The sequence below is a fragment of the Brevibacillus fulvus genome (assembly GCF_016908525.1).
Lineage (GTDB): Bacteria > Bacillota > Bacilli > Brevibacillales > Brevibacillaceae > Brevibacillus_G > Brevibacillus_G fulvus.
Genome location: NZ_JAFBEB010000013.1, coordinates 63,552 through 77,890, shown reverse-complemented (window position 1 = coordinate 77,890; position 14,339 = coordinate 63,552). Strand labels below are relative to the sequence as shown.

General features: G+C 51.3%; 12 protein-coding genes and 2 riboswitches. Of the genes, 11 read left to right on the top strand and 1 reads right to left on the bottom strand.

Annotated features, from left to right (window positions below):
* Window positions 1-14: 14 nt before the first annotated feature.
* Window positions 15-1,304 (bottom strand): homocysteine synthase, encoded by a 1,290-nt coding sequence (locus JOD01_RS16045; protein ID WP_204519321.1) that lies wholly within the window; start codon window positions 1,302-1,304, stop codon window positions 15-17.
* Window positions 1,305-1,394: 90 nt separating this feature from the next.
* A riboswitch (SAM riboswitch) is annotated at window positions 1,395-1,504 on the bottom strand.
* Between the two features lie 165 nt (window positions 1,505-1,669).
* Between JOD01_RS16045 and JOD01_RS16040 the strand changes: the two genes are divergently transcribed.
* The 11 genes from JOD01_RS16040 (at window position 1,670) to JOD01_RS15990 (ending at window position 14,330) form a co-directional block, all read left to right on the top strand.
* Window positions 1,670-2,986, top strand: coding sequence for a cytochrome ubiquinol oxidase subunit I (locus JOD01_RS16040; protein ID WP_204519320.1), 1,317 nt, complete (start codon window positions 1,670-1,672; stop codon window positions 2,984-2,986).
* A 27-nt stretch (window positions 2,987-3,013) separates the two neighbouring features.
* A complete protein-coding gene (locus tag JOD01_RS16035; protein WP_204519319.1) occupies window positions 3,014-4,030 on the top strand; it encodes a cytochrome d ubiquinol oxidase subunit II in 1,017 nt (338 codons plus the stop codon).
* Window positions 4,031-4,089: 59 nt separating this feature from the next.
* Window positions 4,090-4,401: a rhodanese-like domain-containing protein gene (locus tag JOD01_RS16030; protein ID WP_204519318.1), complete on the top strand. Its 312-nt coding sequence runs from the start codon at window positions 4,090-4,092 to the stop codon at window positions 4,399-4,401.
* Window positions 4,402-4,507: 106 nt separating this feature from the next.
* Window positions 4,508-4,912 carry a FixH family protein gene (locus JOD01_RS16025; RefSeq protein ID WP_204519317.1) on the top strand — a complete coding sequence of 135 codons (405 nt, stop codon included), beginning with the start codon at window positions 4,508-4,510 and terminating at the stop codon, window positions 4,910-4,912.
* A 20-nt stretch (window positions 4,913-4,932) separates the two neighbouring features.
* Complete coding sequence (locus tag JOD01_RS16020) at window positions 4,933-5,571, top strand: SCO family protein (RefSeq protein WP_239565503.1); 639 nt, start codon at window positions 4,933-4,935, stop codon at window positions 5,569-5,571.
* A gap of 410 nt (window positions 5,572-5,981) precedes the next feature.
* The gene (gene rnjA / locus JOD01_RS16015; protein ID WP_275581967.1) at window positions 5,982-7,631 is read left to right on the top strand and encodes a ribonuclease J1; all 1,650 of its coding nucleotides are present in this window, start codon (window positions 5,982-5,984) and stop codon (window positions 7,629-7,631) included.
* 144 nt (window positions 7,632-7,775) lie between these two features.
* On the top strand, window positions 7,776-8,207 hold the full coding sequence (locus JOD01_RS16010; RefSeq protein WP_204519316.1) for a BrxA/BrxB family bacilliredoxin: 432 nt from the start codon (window positions 7,776-7,778) through the stop codon (window positions 8,205-8,207).
* Between the two features lie 246 nt (window positions 8,208-8,453).
* Complete coding sequence (locus JOD01_RS16005; RefSeq protein WP_420829097.1) at window positions 8,454-11,231, top strand: calcium-translocating P-type ATPase, SERCA-type; 2,778 nt, start codon at window positions 8,454-8,456, stop codon at window positions 11,229-11,231.
* Between the two features lie 129 nt (window positions 11,232-11,360).
* Entirely contained in the window at window positions 11,361-12,341 is a 981-nt protein-coding gene (locus JOD01_RS16000) for an LCP family protein (RefSeq protein WP_420829099.1), read from the top strand.
* A 109-nt stretch (window positions 12,342-12,450) separates the two neighbouring features.
* A riboswitch (SAM riboswitch) is annotated at window positions 12,451-12,568 on the top strand.
* An 82-nt stretch (window positions 12,569-12,650) separates the two neighbouring features.
* The gene (locus JOD01_RS15995) at window positions 12,651-13,664 is read left to right on the top strand and encodes a methionine ABC transporter ATP-binding protein (protein ID WP_204519355.1); all 1,014 of its coding nucleotides are present in this window, start codon (window positions 12,651-12,653) and stop codon (window positions 13,662-13,664) included.
* Window positions 13,665-14,330 (top strand): methionine ABC transporter permease, encoded by a 666-nt coding sequence (locus JOD01_RS15990; RefSeq protein WP_204519314.1) that lies wholly within the window; start codon window positions 13,665-13,667, stop codon window positions 14,328-14,330.
* The last annotated feature ends 9 nt before the right edge of the window (window positions 14,331-14,339 follow it).

The window sequence follows — 14,339 nt, the reverse complement described above, 5'->3', positions numbered from 1 at the left end:
TTTGCCCAAAAACTTTACTGAGCCGCTTTTTTCAACGCTTGCTCAAGGTCTTCGAGGATATCCTCAATCGCTTCTGTGCCGACAGAGAGACGAATCAACTCCGGCGTGACCCCGGCCAAGCGTTGCTCCTCCTCCGACAACTGTTGGTGAGTGGTGCTGGCGGGATGGATGATCAACGACTTGGAATCGCCCACATTGGCCAAATGGGAGAACAACTGGGTCGACTCCAGCAATTTTCGCCCTTCCTTCACCCCGCCTTTAATCCCAAAGGTAAGGATGGCGCCTTGCCCTTTCGGTAAATATTTTTGCGCAAGGGCATATTGCGAGTCTCCCTCCAGACCGGGATAGTTCACCCATTCGACTTGCGGGTGGGCAGCGAGGAAGCGGGCCACGGCCAAAGCGTTTTGACTGTGCCGCTCCATGCGCAGATGCAGCGTTTCCAGACCTTGCAGGAACAGAAAGGCATTGATCGGAGCGACTGCTGCGCCAATGTCGCGCTGCAGTTGAACACGCGCCTTGATGATATAGGCGAGGTTGCCTACCGCTTCCGTGTATACCACGCCATGGTAGCTCGGATCAGGTGTGGTCAAACCGGGAAATTTTCCGTTTTTCCAGTCGAACTTTCCGGAGTCGACAATAATCCCGCCGATCGATGTGCCATGTCCGCCGATAAATTTGGTCGCAGAATGCACCACAATATCGGCGCCGTGGTCAAACGGCCGGTTCAAGATCGGCGTGGCAAACGTATTGTCGACGATCAACGGAATGCCGTGCTCATGGGCGATAGCGGCAATCGCCTGCAAATCGGCAATATCGATCCGCGGATTTCCGATTGTTTCGGTATAGATCGCCTTGGTTCGCTCATTTATTTTTTCGCGGAAGTTTTCCGGATTGGATTGGTCGACGAAGTGAACAGTAATGCCAAGCCGTTTCAGCGTGTGGGCAAACAGATTGTAAGTCCCGCCGTACAAGCTGCTTGATGAGACAATCTCATCGCCTGCCTGGGCAATATTGAGGATGGCAAACGTAATCGCCGCTTGCCCCGAAGCGGTCGCCAAAGCGCCGACGCCGCCTTCGAGCAGGGCAACCCGTTTTTCGAACACATCTTGGGTCGGGTTCATGATGCGGGTGTAGATGTTGCCGAATTCCTTAAGGGCAAACAGATTGGCGGCATGGTCGGCATCACGGAACACATAGGAACTCGTTTGATAGATGGGAACAGCGCGGGACCCGGTAACCGGATCGGGTTCTTGACCTCCGTGAAGAGCAATCGTTTCGGCTTTCCATTGCGGATGAGTGGACATGCAGATCTCTCCTTTTCGTTTTGCAAATTGGATAAGAAAACAGCCTTCTTCTGAGAGAAGAAGGCTGTGGAACACGCAGCGTGTATCGCCAGTTCATCTCTCAGAATCGTTTCGCAGATTCTGCAGGAATTAGCACCAAGCACATCTGTGCCGGTTGCCGGGCTTCATCGGGCCAGTCCCTCCACCACTCTTGATGAAACATATCCAGTTTTTGTTAGCTGATAGCAATTATAAGAAAATTCAGCCAGGCAGTCAATTGCTTTTTTCCAAGTAATCTGCAGGGAATGGTTTGGAATGAAAATGCCACAAATGGCTGTCCTCTTTCCGCGGCAAGCCCCATAAGCTTTTATCAGGAGGGGAGTAGAATGGAATTGGATCAGACCATGCTGGCTCGCATCCTTACGTCGGTCACACTTGGGTTTCATATTATTTTTGCTGCGCTTGGCGTCGGAATTCCGGTGCTGATCTCGATCGCGGAATGGCTGGGCATCCGGCGAAACGATCAGCATTATCTCCTGATGGCCAAACGCTGGGTGAGAGGTTTTACGGTACCGGTCGCGGTCGGGGTGGTGACCGGCACCTGCATCGCTTTGCAGCTCAGTTTGCTTTGGCCCAGCTTTATGCGCGTCGCCGGTGAAGCGATTGCCTTGCCGCTGTTTTTGGAAACGTTCGCCTTTTTCTTCGAAGCGATTTTTCTTGGCATCTATTTGTATACATGGAATCGTTTCAGACAGCCATATCTGCACTGGCTGTTCTCTCTTCCGGTCATTCTTGGCTCTACCGCTTCCGCCTTTTTTATCATGTCGGTCAATGCCTTTATGAACGCTCCCCAAGGTTTTTCGCTCGTCGATGGCCGCATCGTCGACATTCAGCCGTTGCTCGCGATGTTTAATCCGGCGACTCCATCAAAAGCGGGCCATATGATCTTCTCTTCTTATGCCGCTTCTGCCTACGTCTTGGCTGCGATCGCCGCTCTCCGCCTGCTTAGAGGCAGCAGCCATCCCTATCATCTAAAAGCTTTGCGCCTTACCTTGACTGCTGCCTTTTTCTTCTCGCTTGCCACTGCGCTTTGGGGGGATATCGCCGGCAAATATTTGGCCCAATACCAGCCGGAAAAACTGGCGGCAGCAGAGTGGCACTTCCATACGGATCGGCGTGCTCCGTTGGTGTTGGGCGGCGTGTTGGATCAAAACAGCTGGGAAGTGAATTACGGGCTGAAAATCCCGTATGCCCTCAGTATTTTGGCGACGGGCTCGGCAGACGGTCTGGTCAAGGGCCTCGACCAGGTGCCGATGGCGTATTGGCCGCCGTTGGTTATTCATTATTTGTTTGACGGGATGGTCGCTATTGGAATTTATATGCTGGTGCTTCCTGCGGGATATGTTCTCGGCCTGCGTTGGCAGAAAAAAAGGGGGCCGGCAAAAGGCTGGCTGCGGGCAATCGTCCTCGCCGCACCGCTTTCCTTGCTGGCGATCGAACTGGGCTGGATTTTCTCGGAACTGGGACGGCAGCCGTGGATTTTGGTGGGGTATATGAAAACGGAGCATGCGGCGACAACAGCGGAACATGTCGACAAGATGCTGCTTTTGTTTGTCGGATTGTACCTTTTTATCGCGGCAGTCTGTACCGTGGTCTTGCGCAAAATGTTTCATGAGCGGCCGTTCGACTCAGAGTTGCGATGAGCGAGCGGCTGGAGGAGGCAGTGATTTATGGATTTGCCACTGATGGGCATTACGATCTTGTGGGTCTTTTTGTATGGCTATATCATTACGGCTTCCATTGATTTTGGCGCCGGCTTTTTTTCCTTTTACTGCAAGACGACAGGACGGGAACATATCGTCAATCAAGTGATTGAGCGATATTTGTCGCCTGTCTGGGAGGTTACCAATGTATTTTTGATCTTCTTTGTCGTTGGTTTGATCGGATTTTTCCCCGACACCGCCTATTACTTCGGCACAGCCGCGCTGGTGCCTGGCAGTCTGTTTCTTGTGCTGCTCTCGCTGCGGGGCTCCTTCTATGCGTTTGCCCATTACGGTGTCCGCGATCATTGGCTGTTCCACATGGTTTACGGTGTAACGGGACTCTTGATACCGGCGTCGCTGTCGATGTTTTTGACCATCTCGGAGGGGGGGTTTATCGGGCAAAGCGGGAGTTCACCACAGCTGCTGGCCGACGAGCTGCTGACCAGTCCGTATGCCTGGTCGGTTGTCTTCCTGGCCTTGGTGAGCGTGTTATTTATCAGCGCCTATTTTCTGGCCTATTATGCCAAAAAAGCTGAAGACCTCAAGGCTGCCAAATTGTTGCGTTCGTTTGCCCTGTTTTGGAGTTTGCCGACGATTTTTGCCAGCTTTCTCGTTTTTTTATCCATTTATGAGCACAACCCGCTGCATTTTGCCAACATGCTGGAGCACAGCTGGCTGTTTCTCTGTTCATTTGCCTGCTTTTTAGGCGCGCTGGCCTTGCTGTTGGGACGAGACGGGTACGGCTGGGGCTTCATCCTGGTGATGCTGCAGTTTGCGTTTGCCTTTTTTGGCTACGGGTTATCGCATCTTCCTTATATCCTTTATCCGTCCATCACCATTCACACCAGCATCACCGACTCAGCGATGGGCCGTTCGCTGGTCATCGGGTTTATCGCCGGGCTTTGCCTGCTGCTCCCGTCGCTGTTGCTGCTGCTTCGCCTGTTTTTATTTGACGCTCGGTATGTGCAGGGAAAGTGGCGATAGGGTTGGGGCTTGTGCTATCATAGACAATAAGACAAGACTGCAGTTCGGAGGTAGAAAACATGGAGGATCAAGTAAAAGAGATTACACCGGAACAATTAATGGCCAAACTGGAACAGGGTGAAGATATTCAAGTCATTGATGTGCGGGAACCGGAGGAATGGAACGAGGGGCATATTCCGCAAGCGAAGCTGATACCGCTGATGTCGCTCCCGGCGCGAATCGATGAATTGGATGTTGAAAAGCCGGTTTATATGGTTTGCCGAAGCGGGGCGCGCAGCCACCGGGCGACGCAATACCTGACTGATTTAGGATATGATGCAACCAATATGGTAGGCGGCATGCTGGCCTGGCCAGGTAAAGTGGAACAGTGAGATGCCAAGCAGGTGTCAGAGATCCGGTCTGACACCTGTTTCATGTAATAGCCAGGTTAACAGATGCAGACAAACAAGACTGGAGTGTGCTGGAGGGACGAATGAAATGAAACGCTGGCTTGTGATACTCGGCCTGTCGATCGCGGTGTTGGCCGGTTGTGGACAAGGAAATGCAAATCAGCCCCAGGTGATTGAACAGCAAGCGGAACAACAAGGGAAAAAGGCAGAGTTAATCGTCAATCCTGGCATTGTCGGACCGAATACCTTTCAAGTGCAAATTACCGATGAACAGGGACAGCGAGTGACAACTGGCAAAAGTACGCTGCATTTTTCCATGGCGGGGATGGATCACGGCAAAAGCGAGCTTCCGTTGGCTGTTGACACAGACGGACACTGGACGGCTGAGGGACCCAACCTGATGATGGATGGAGACTGGACAATCGAATTGGTCTGGGAGGACGGTTCCGGCAACCAGACGTCGTTTGCTTACGAATTGACGATCAATCCATAGCGATAGAGGGGGAGAGACCGATGAATGATCAAGCGGATATACAGGAAAGACAAGAGGAGGCCGGTTTTTGGCAACGGTACTGGTTTGCCGTGTTGGCGGCTGTTATGATCGTCGCGATCGCCGGGGTCGTTGGCTATCAGTATTGGCAAAGCAAGCAAATACCGGTAATGAAACCGATCAATGATTTTACGCTGGAACATCTCGATGGCAGCCCGTTTCATTTTCAGGATACAGCAGGGAAAGTTCGCCTCGTGACGTTCATTTATACGCAATGTCCGGACGTTTGCCCGCAAACTTCCAAAAATATGGAGTATCTCCAGGAAAAACTGAAGCAGGAGAACCTGTTTGGCGACAAAGTGGTCTTCTTGTCGGTTACGTTTGATCCTGAGCACGATACGCCGGAGGTCCTGCGCAATTATGCCGAGAAGTTTTCATATGATCCGACGGGCTGGATCTTCCTGCGGGGAGAGGAACAGACCGTATTTGATGTGGCCAAACAGTTTGGCGTCGGGATCATGAAACAGCCGGACGGCTTGTATGTGCATACGATGCGCACGTTTTTGATCGATGGAGAAGGAAATATGCGCCGCGCTTACGGAATGGCGGATGAAATGGATATTGACAAGATTATGGCTGATATGGAGCAGCTCGCAGATTAAGTGGAAGTTTGCTTTCGAAAGCAGAGGGGGCCTCGGCCGAAACCTGATTTTGGCAGGCGGCACCCCTTTTTTGTTTTCGCCATAACATAAGACATAAGAGCGTTCACCGAATGAGTCCGCCAGATATTAGGAATACATAAGGAAGGACAAGCAAAACCGGTACGAACTGTTCCAGCTTTCAACAAGAAAATGAAACGAAACTGGCACAATGTGGTACAATATAGAAAGTATGCTGTGAGCGGGTCAACTATGTTTCTTTCTTTTTCATGTGGGTGAAAAGAAGCGAAAGGAACGAATTTGTCAGCTTCTTTGCTGGTGCGTTATCAACAACGCCATCAAGTCGTTGGAGCGGACGGGCTTTTTGCTAACGGAACAAACGTTTGATCAAAGATAGATTAGGAGGAATTTATTTGAGCCATGTAAGAATCTTTGCCATGGGCGGACTTGGAGAAATCGGCAAAAATATGTATTGTGTGGAATACGAGGACGAAATCCTGATTATCGATTCCGGGGTAAAGTTTCCGGAAAATGAGATGTTCGGGATTGATTTGGTCATTCCCGATATTTCCTACCTGGTGGAAAATCAGCACAAAATCAAGGCGATGCTGTTGACGCATGGTCACGAGGACCATATCGGGGCGATACCTTACGTGCTCCGACAGATCAAGATGCCGATTTATGGAGGAAGACTGACTTTGGGGCTGGTCAAGTCCAAATTGGAAGAGCATCGCCTTCAGCATGAAGCGCAGCTGTTGCCGATCAACGAAGATACGGTGCTCAACTTTGATCGCTTGCAAGTTACCTTTTTCCGCACGAATCACAGTATTCCCGATTCTTACGGAATTGTCGTGCATACCCCGGAGGGCATGGTCGTGCATACGGGCGACTTCAAGCTGGATATGACGCCAGTCGGCAGTCCTACGGAATTTGGCAAAATTGCCAAGATCGGCATGGGGGACGTGTTGGCTTTGCTATCGGACAGCACCAACAGCGAACGGCCCGGGTTTACCATGTCGGAGCGGGCGGTCGGCGAAGGCATTATGGATATTGTCGCCAAAGCGAGGGGCAGAATCATTCTCGCAACTTTCGCCTCCAATGTTCACCGGCTGCAACAAGTCGTCGATGCGGCGAAAGAGCATAATCGAAAAGTGGCCGTCATTGGGCGCAGCATGGAAAAAGTGTTTATGATCGGACAGGAATTGGGATATATTCAGATGCCTGAAGGAATGTTGATCGACATTAAACAGATCGACAATTACGCGGATAATCAAATCCTGATCATCTGTACCGGAAGCCAGGGTGAACCAATGGCAGCGCTGACGCGCATCGCCTCGGGCTCTCATCGGACCGTCCAAATTTATCCGGAAGATACCGTGATTATTTCCGCTTCGCCGATTCCGGGGAATACCGTCAACGTCAGCCGCACGATCGACAAATTGTATCGGGCGGGCGCCAATGTCGTGCACGGTTCTTTGTTCGAGATCCATGCTTCCGGTCACGGCAGCAGCGAAGAATTGAAATTGATGTTGAGCATGATTCGGCCGCGTTATTTTATTCCGATTCACGGGGAGTACCGCATGCTGAAGATGCACGCCAAAATGGCGGAACAGGTCGGCATTAAAAGCGAAAACATTTTTGTGATGGATAACGGCGATGTGCTGTGCTGCAATCGGGAAAGCGCCTGGCTGGAAAAAGTCAATGCCGGTCTGGTGCTGATCGATGGCAGCGGAATCGGCGACGTCGGCAACATCGTGTTGCGCGACCGGAAACATCTGGCCGAAGACGGGCTGATGGTCGTGGTGGTCAGCATTGACATGAAAAACTTTAAAATTCTCACCGGACCGGATATTGTCAGCCGGGGCTTCGTCTATGTCCGCGGCTCGGAATCGTTGATCCAGGAAGCGACTGTGCTGGTACGGCAGAAGCTGGCCTCCGCCTTGGACAAAAAAATCAAGGAATGGACTGAGTTAAAGTCACAGATCAATGAAGTGCTGAAGCCGTTCATCTACGAGCGAACCGGACGAAATCCGATGATCTTGACCATTTTGATGGAAGTGTAAGGCGGGGGCGGGACAGCGGTGCCAGTTGTGGCAAACGAATCCTGCACTTGCGAGATTCTCCTCGGCGGCAAGTAGGAGTATAATAGGAATTGAGCTTTACTGCTTGTAATCATCAAGGAAATGTTGATAAAGGAGTGAATCGCCATGATGTCATATGAAGCTTATATGAGCCAAGTAATTCAACCGATGCGCGATGAATTGACGCGTGTAGGATTTACTGAACTGCGGACACCGGAGGAAGTGGAAAAAACGTTGCCGGAATTGAAAGGCACAACGTTGGTTGTGGTCAATTCCGTGTGCGGTTGCGCCGCAGGTCTGGCCCGCCCGGCTGTCGCTCATTCGCTGAATCACGAGAAAAAGCCGGATCACCTGTACACCGTGTTCGCTGGCCAAGACAAAGAAGCGACGGCAAAAGCCCGCGAATACTTTGAACCGTATCCGCCGTCTTCCCCTTCGTTTGCTTTGTTGAAAGATGGCAAGCTGGTGACGATGATTGAACGGCACCAAATTGAAAACAATGATTTGGAAACGATCGCTTCGCTGCTTACCGAAGCATATGACAAATATTGCGACTAAGGTTTTGACGAGAAACGCCTCCGTAATTAAAACGGAGGCGTTTTTTGTGTCTATGTGTGCGGCCTGCAGCCGGCGGACAGGTTGGGAAAAGATCATGCTCTCACCTTTTTTCATTCAGAGATTTTTCCAAATTATACAAAATAAAATATACATAGAAAACAATAAAGTTTAAAAAATATGCGTACATAGCGCAAGGCTCGTCTGCATACACATGAAGGTAGAGTTGAAGCAATGGAGGAGATGACCGTGTCTGCGCAATCATCAAAACCGTGGTATTTGGTATCACCTGCTGAACTGACTTCCCTACTGGACTGTAACATGGAGAGTGGGCTGACCAGCAAGGAAGCGCGAGCAAGGCTGAACCGCTATGGTCCTAACCAGTTGAACGATGCGAAACGGGATTCGCTGCTGGCCGTATTTTTCAACCAGTTCAAGGACTTTATGGTGGTGATTTTGCTGATCGCCACGATCATTTCGTTTTTTTTAGGCGAGTATCTTGATGCCATCACGATTGTGGCCATTATTTTGATTAATGGCATTCTCGGCTTTATTCAGGAGGCCCGTGCGGAAAAATCATTGCAAGCTTTAAAACAGATGGCTTCCCCGATGGCCCGGGTTGTGAGGGAAGGAAAGCCGATGATGATTCCTGCTTCCGAGCTCGTACCGGGCGATCTGGTGTTGCTGGAAGCGGGCGACCGGGTTCCCGCCGATTTGCGCCTGCTCGCTGCCAGCCGCTTGGAAATTGAGGAATCTGCCTTAACGGGCGAATCCGTGCCGGTAGCCAAATCGGAAAAGGAGCTTTCTGCCAAAAAAACGGCGATTCCGCTTGGCGATCAAAAAAATCTCGCATTTATGGGGACGATGGTTACCGGCGGTACGGGAAAAGGGATCGTTGTAACAACCGGGATGACGACAGAGTTGGGCAAAATCGCTCATTTGATCAGTCAGGCTGAAACGGCAGAAACGCCGTTGCAACAACGGCTGGAGCAAATGGGGAAAATTCTCGTGGCGGTCGCGATTGTGCTGACGATCGTCGTCATTATAGCCGGTGTCTGGCATGGACAGCCTTTGTTCACGATGTTTTTGGCCGGGGTCAGCCTGGCGGTGGCAGCCATTCCCGAGGGACTGCCGGCCATCGTGACGATTGCGTTGGCGCTTGGCGTGCAGCGTATGATCAAGCGAAACGCGATTGTACGCAAGCTGCCTTCCGTGGAAACACTGGGCTGCGCATCGGTGATTTGTTCGGACAAAACCGGTACGCTGACGCAAAATAAAATGACTGTCACTCACCTGTGGCAAAGCGATCAGCTGTATGAAGTAACCGGCAGCGGCTATGAACCAAAAGGCGAAATCAGAAGCAACGGCAAAAAGATAACTACGCCGGACCTTGCTCTGCAGCAATTGGTGCGGATTGCTGAACGATGCAACAACGCCAGTTTGCTGGAAGAGGAACAAACGGAGCGGAAACGGTTAAATTTGGGTCAGCCCGGCAAGATTTGGCGCGTCGTCGGCGACCCGACGGAAGGAGCGCTGCTCGTGCTGGCGAGGAAGGCGGCTCCTCTTGGCAAAGCGGCTGCCGAAGCGCAGCGAATTGATGAATTGCCGTTTGATTCCGAACGAAAAATGATGTCGGTGATTGATCAGGAAGCGGATGGTTCTGTTACCTTGCTTTGCAAGGGAGCGGTTGAAGCCCTTCTGCAACGCTGCAGTCACGTCCTCTGGCAAGGCGAGGTCGTGCTGTTGACGCACAGGCTGCGCCGGCAAATACTGCAGAAGACCGAAGATATGGCTGAGCAAGCTTTGCGTGTGTTGGGTTTCGCTTATAAACCATTAAAGCAATACAAGGAAAGCGAGCCGGCACACTCTCTGGAAAATCAGTTGATTTTCGTTGGGATGGCTGGCATGATCGATCCGCCGCGGGAGGAAGTGAAGCAGGCGATCGCTCTATGTCGCCAGGCGGGGATCAGAACCGTGATGATTACGGGCGACCATCGGGTAACGGCTGAGGCGATCGCCCGCGAGATCGGGATATTGCGAAGCGGCCTCGAAGCGATTGAAGGACATGAGTTGAATCAGCTGAGCGATGAGGAATTGTTGCAAATCATTGACCGGATTGCCGTATTTTCCCGGGTATCTCCGGAACATAAACTGCGCATCGTCCGGACGCTGCAAAGCAAGGGACATGTGGTTGCCATGACCGGCGACGGGGTAAACGATGCTCCGGCGATCAAGTCGGCCGACATCGGCATCGCCATGGGAATTACCGGAACGGATGTAACCAAGGAAGCAGCCGATTTGATTTTGCGCGATGACAATTTTGCCACGATCGTCGCGTCCGTTGAAGAGGGGCGCAACATTTACGATAATGTGCGGAAATTTATTCGCTACCTGTTGGCATCCAATGTCGGCGAAATTTTGGTCATGTTTTTCGCCATGTTGCTGGGCATGCCGCTTCCGTTGATCCCGATCCAGATTTTGTGGGTCAATCTGGTGACCGATGGACTGCCGGCGATGGCTTTGGGAGTAGACCAGGCTGAGGCGGATACGATGTATCATAAACCGCGGAGACGCGATGAAAATATTTTTGCCAGAGGATTGGGCTGGAAAATTATCAGCAGGGGCTTTTTGATCGGAGCGATGACCTTGCTTGCTTTCTGGCTGACGCTGCATGAAGACTACAGCAACCTGAACCATGCCCAAACCGTCGCTTTTGCCACGTTGGTAATGGCGCAGCTCATCCACGTGTTTGATTGCCGCAGCGAATATTCCGTTTTTCACCGCAATCCTTTCGAGAACAAATATTTGGTGATGTCAGTCATTTCCTCTCTGTTGCTCGTTATCGCCGTGATTTACCTTGATCCGTTGCAGCCGATTTTTAAAACAGTCGATCTGACGCTCCGAGACTGGGCATTGATTTTCGTGGCAGGCGGGGTACCGACGTTTGTCGCTGGAATCGGCGGCGCATTAAAAGTCGCTCCTTCGATGAAGTTTCAGGGACTGGGACGCGTCTCCAACCAAAAGTAGAACGACAAAATTCGCCACAATTTCATGAATCCACCTCGCCACCTTTTGAAAAAATCGAGTATACTAAACGAATGGGCAGAAGTCGATTGATGTAAAAAGGTGGCGTTTGGTTTGAGAAAAAAACGAAAAATAAAAAAGGTCAGAGTCCTGTTACTACTCTGTCTGCTTATCTTGTGTGGAGTGGGCGGATATTATGCATATGCAATTCATTCTTTTATGAATGACGTACAAAGCCCAAGCATTGTCAATAATGGCACCGATTCGGCAGCAGAAGCCGCGGCGGAGATTCCGGTCTGGGGCGGTACGGAACGTGTCAATATTTTGCTGATGGGCGTGGACCGACGCGGGCAGCAAGAAGGAGTTTTGCCGCGTTCCGATTCGATGATGGTGGTCAGCATCGATCCGGTCAGCAAGAAATACGATCTATTTTCCGTACTCCGCGACACGTATGTGGAGATTCCGGGACATGGAAAAGCGAAGATCAACTCTGCGCTGGTCGATGGCGGACCGGAATTGGCGATGGAGACGGTCAGCGAATTTACGGGACTGCAGGTTGACCGCTATGTCATCACCGATTTTGAAGGGTTTAAAGGATTGATCGATACGCTGGGCGGCGTGCAGGTTGATGTGGAAAAAGCGATGCATTATCACGATCCGACCGATAAAGGCTTGTACGATATCGATTTGGAAAAAGGCTTGCAGCTGCTTAATGGCGATCAGGCCCTGCAATATGTCCGGTTCCGCCACGATGCGATGTCTGACTTTACCCGGACGGAGCGGCAACGCAAATTGTTGGGAGCATTGGCCGAGAAACTGAAAAGCGGGACGGCGTTGCTTCAGTTGCCAGACATCCTGAAAAGCATCAGTCCATATATTCAAACCAACATCAGCTCCATGGATATGCTGAAACTGGGGGCGCTTGGCTTGACCTTGGAACAATCCGGCCAATACCAGCTCCCGCCAATGGGTGAGTTTCGCGAGGCCAGCAGGGGAGGTTCCGTGTTGATTCCTGACGAAGACCAGGTGCAGGAATTTGTGCAGGAGAAGATCAACCATCTGTCGGACAATGAACAGACAAATTCTCAAGAGGACACCAAACAGGCCTCATAAAAAGCAAGAGAGCGCTGGCGAAATTTCCCGTTGACTTGTGGCTCCTCTCTCGCTTATAATCCATCTCATGGATAGATCATTTTTGAAAATGAATGAATAAAATATCGACTTCTTATCAAGAGTGGCGGAGGGACAGGCCCGATGAAGCCCGGCAACCGGCTCACCTGAAACGTGAGTGTCGCGGTGCCAATTCCTACAAGATTGCAAAAAATCTTGAAAGATGAGAAGGGAAGAGCGTGTTAGTCTGCCCTTTTCGTCATGCGAAAAGGGCTTTTTGCTTGAATGGAGGAAGGAGTGGAGGTGAGCAGAATGATTCAACTGGAAAACTTGCATAAAGGATACCAGGTGGATGGACATATTGTCCCTGCCTTGCAGGGTATAGATCTTTCAATTGAAAAAGGGGAAATTTTCGGCGTTATCGGTCACTCCGGTGCGGGAAAAAGTACCTTGATCCGCTGCATCAACCTGTTGGAGCGTCCGACATCGGGCAGGGTCGTGGTCGACGGCACCGATCTGATGAATCTGGACGATCGGCAGTTGCAGGAGCAGCGTCGGCAGATCGGCATGATCTTTCAACATTTTAATCTGCTCTCATCGGCGACTGTCGCTGAAAACGTGGCGTTTCCGCTTAAACTGGCGAAACGGCCAAAGGCGGAGATTGAGCAGAAAGTGACGGAATTGCTGACATTGGTCGGCTTGGAAGCGCATCGGAACAAATATCCGGCGCAGCTGTCAGGAGGGCAAAAGCAGCGGGTCGGGATTGCGCGGGCATTGGCCAGCGATCCGAAGGTGCTGCTGTGCGATGAAGCGACATCGGCGCTCGACCCGCAAACGACCAATTCGATTCTGGCCTTGCTGAGAGACATCAATCGCAAATTAGGCTTGACGATTGTCCTGATTACCCATGAGATGCATGTGATCCGGGCGGTTTGCGATCGGGTGGCAGTCATCGACGGAGGGAAAATTGTCGAGATGGGAAATGTGGTTGATGTGTTCCTCAAACCGCAGCATCCCACTACCCAGGAGTTTGTGGAGCAGGTAGCGGATTCTGTCGAGTTGAAGGAAATCGTCTCCCACGAAAAGGCCGACAAAGATCGGACGATGATCCGCATCACTTTCCTTGGCAGTCAGACGTATCAGCCGGTATTGTTTCAGACGATGCTAGAGACGGGAACGCCGTTCAATATTTTGCAGGGAACAATTTCACGGATGAAAGATACCCCATATGGCCAGCTGATTGTGGAATTGGAAGCAGACCAGGAGCAAGTCAACAAGACGATCGGCTCGTTGCGTCAGCGCGGGTTGGAAGTGGAGGTGATTTGATTGTCCATAACATTTGAAAATGTCGACTGGGCGGAAATTTGGCAAGGCTCCCTTGACACGTTGACCATGCTTGCGTTTTCAACCTTGTTTACGGCGATTATCGGGTTGCCGTTGGGGATCTTGCTGTTCCTTACTTCGCGGGGGCAACTGCTGCAAAACAAGGCGTTATATGCGGTACTCTCCTTTATTGTCAATATATTACGGTCTGTTCCATTTATTATCCTGATGATTATGTTGATTCCGCTCACTCGGTTAATTGTCGGGACCTCGCTCGGGGTTCAAGGGTCGATTCCGCCATTGGTGATCGGAGCGGCGCCGTTTTTTGCCCGTTTGGTCGAGACTTCGCTGCGCGAGGTTGACCGCGGCGTGATCGAAGCAGCCCAATCCATGGGTGCTTCCAAGTGGCAGATCATTTGGAAAGTGTTGCTGCCGGAATCCCGTCCCGGGCTGATTGCCGGCATTACGATTACGACCGTCGCGCTGGTCTCCTACACGGCCATGTCCGGTGCGATCGGCGGCGGCGGGCTGGGTGACTTGGCGATTCGCTACGGTTACCAGCGGTTCCAAACCGATGTAATGATTGTGACAGTAGTCATCTTGCTTGTATTGGTACAGATCCTGCAAACGATTGGCGACCGCCTGGTTGCGTACTTTACTCGCAGATAGGATCTATCA

Bases quoted from the DNA above. Each gene is read 5' to 3' on its own strand.
- JOD01_RS16045 (WP_204519321.1), bottom strand. From the start codon at position 1,304: ATGTCCACTCATCCGCAATGGAAAGCCGAAACGATTGCTCTTCACGGA.
- JOD01_RS16040 (WP_204519320.1), top strand. From the start codon at position 1,670: ATGGAATTGGATCAGACCATGCTGGCTCGCATCCTTACGTCGGTCACA.
- JOD01_RS16035 (WP_204519319.1), top strand. From the start codon at position 3,014: ATGGATTTGCCACTGATGGGCATTACGATCTTGTGGGTCTTTTTGTAT.
- JOD01_RS16030 (WP_204519318.1), top strand. From the start codon at position 4,090: ATGGAGGATCAAGTAAAAGAGATTACACCGGAACAATTAATGGCCAAA.
- JOD01_RS16025 (WP_204519317.1), top strand. From the start codon at position 4,508: ATGAAACGCTGGCTTGTGATACTCGGCCTGTCGATCGCGGTGTTGGCC.
- JOD01_RS16020 (WP_239565503.1), top strand. From the start codon at position 4,933: ATGAATGATCAAGCGGATATACAGGAAAGACAAGAGGAGGCCGGTTTT.
- JOD01_RS16010 (WP_204519316.1), top strand. From the start codon at position 7,776: ATGATGTCATATGAAGCTTATATGAGCCAAGTAATTCAACCGATGCGC.
- JOD01_RS15995 (WP_204519355.1), top strand. From the start codon at position 12,651: ATGATTCAACTGGAAAACTTGCATAAAGGATACCAGGTGGATGGACAT.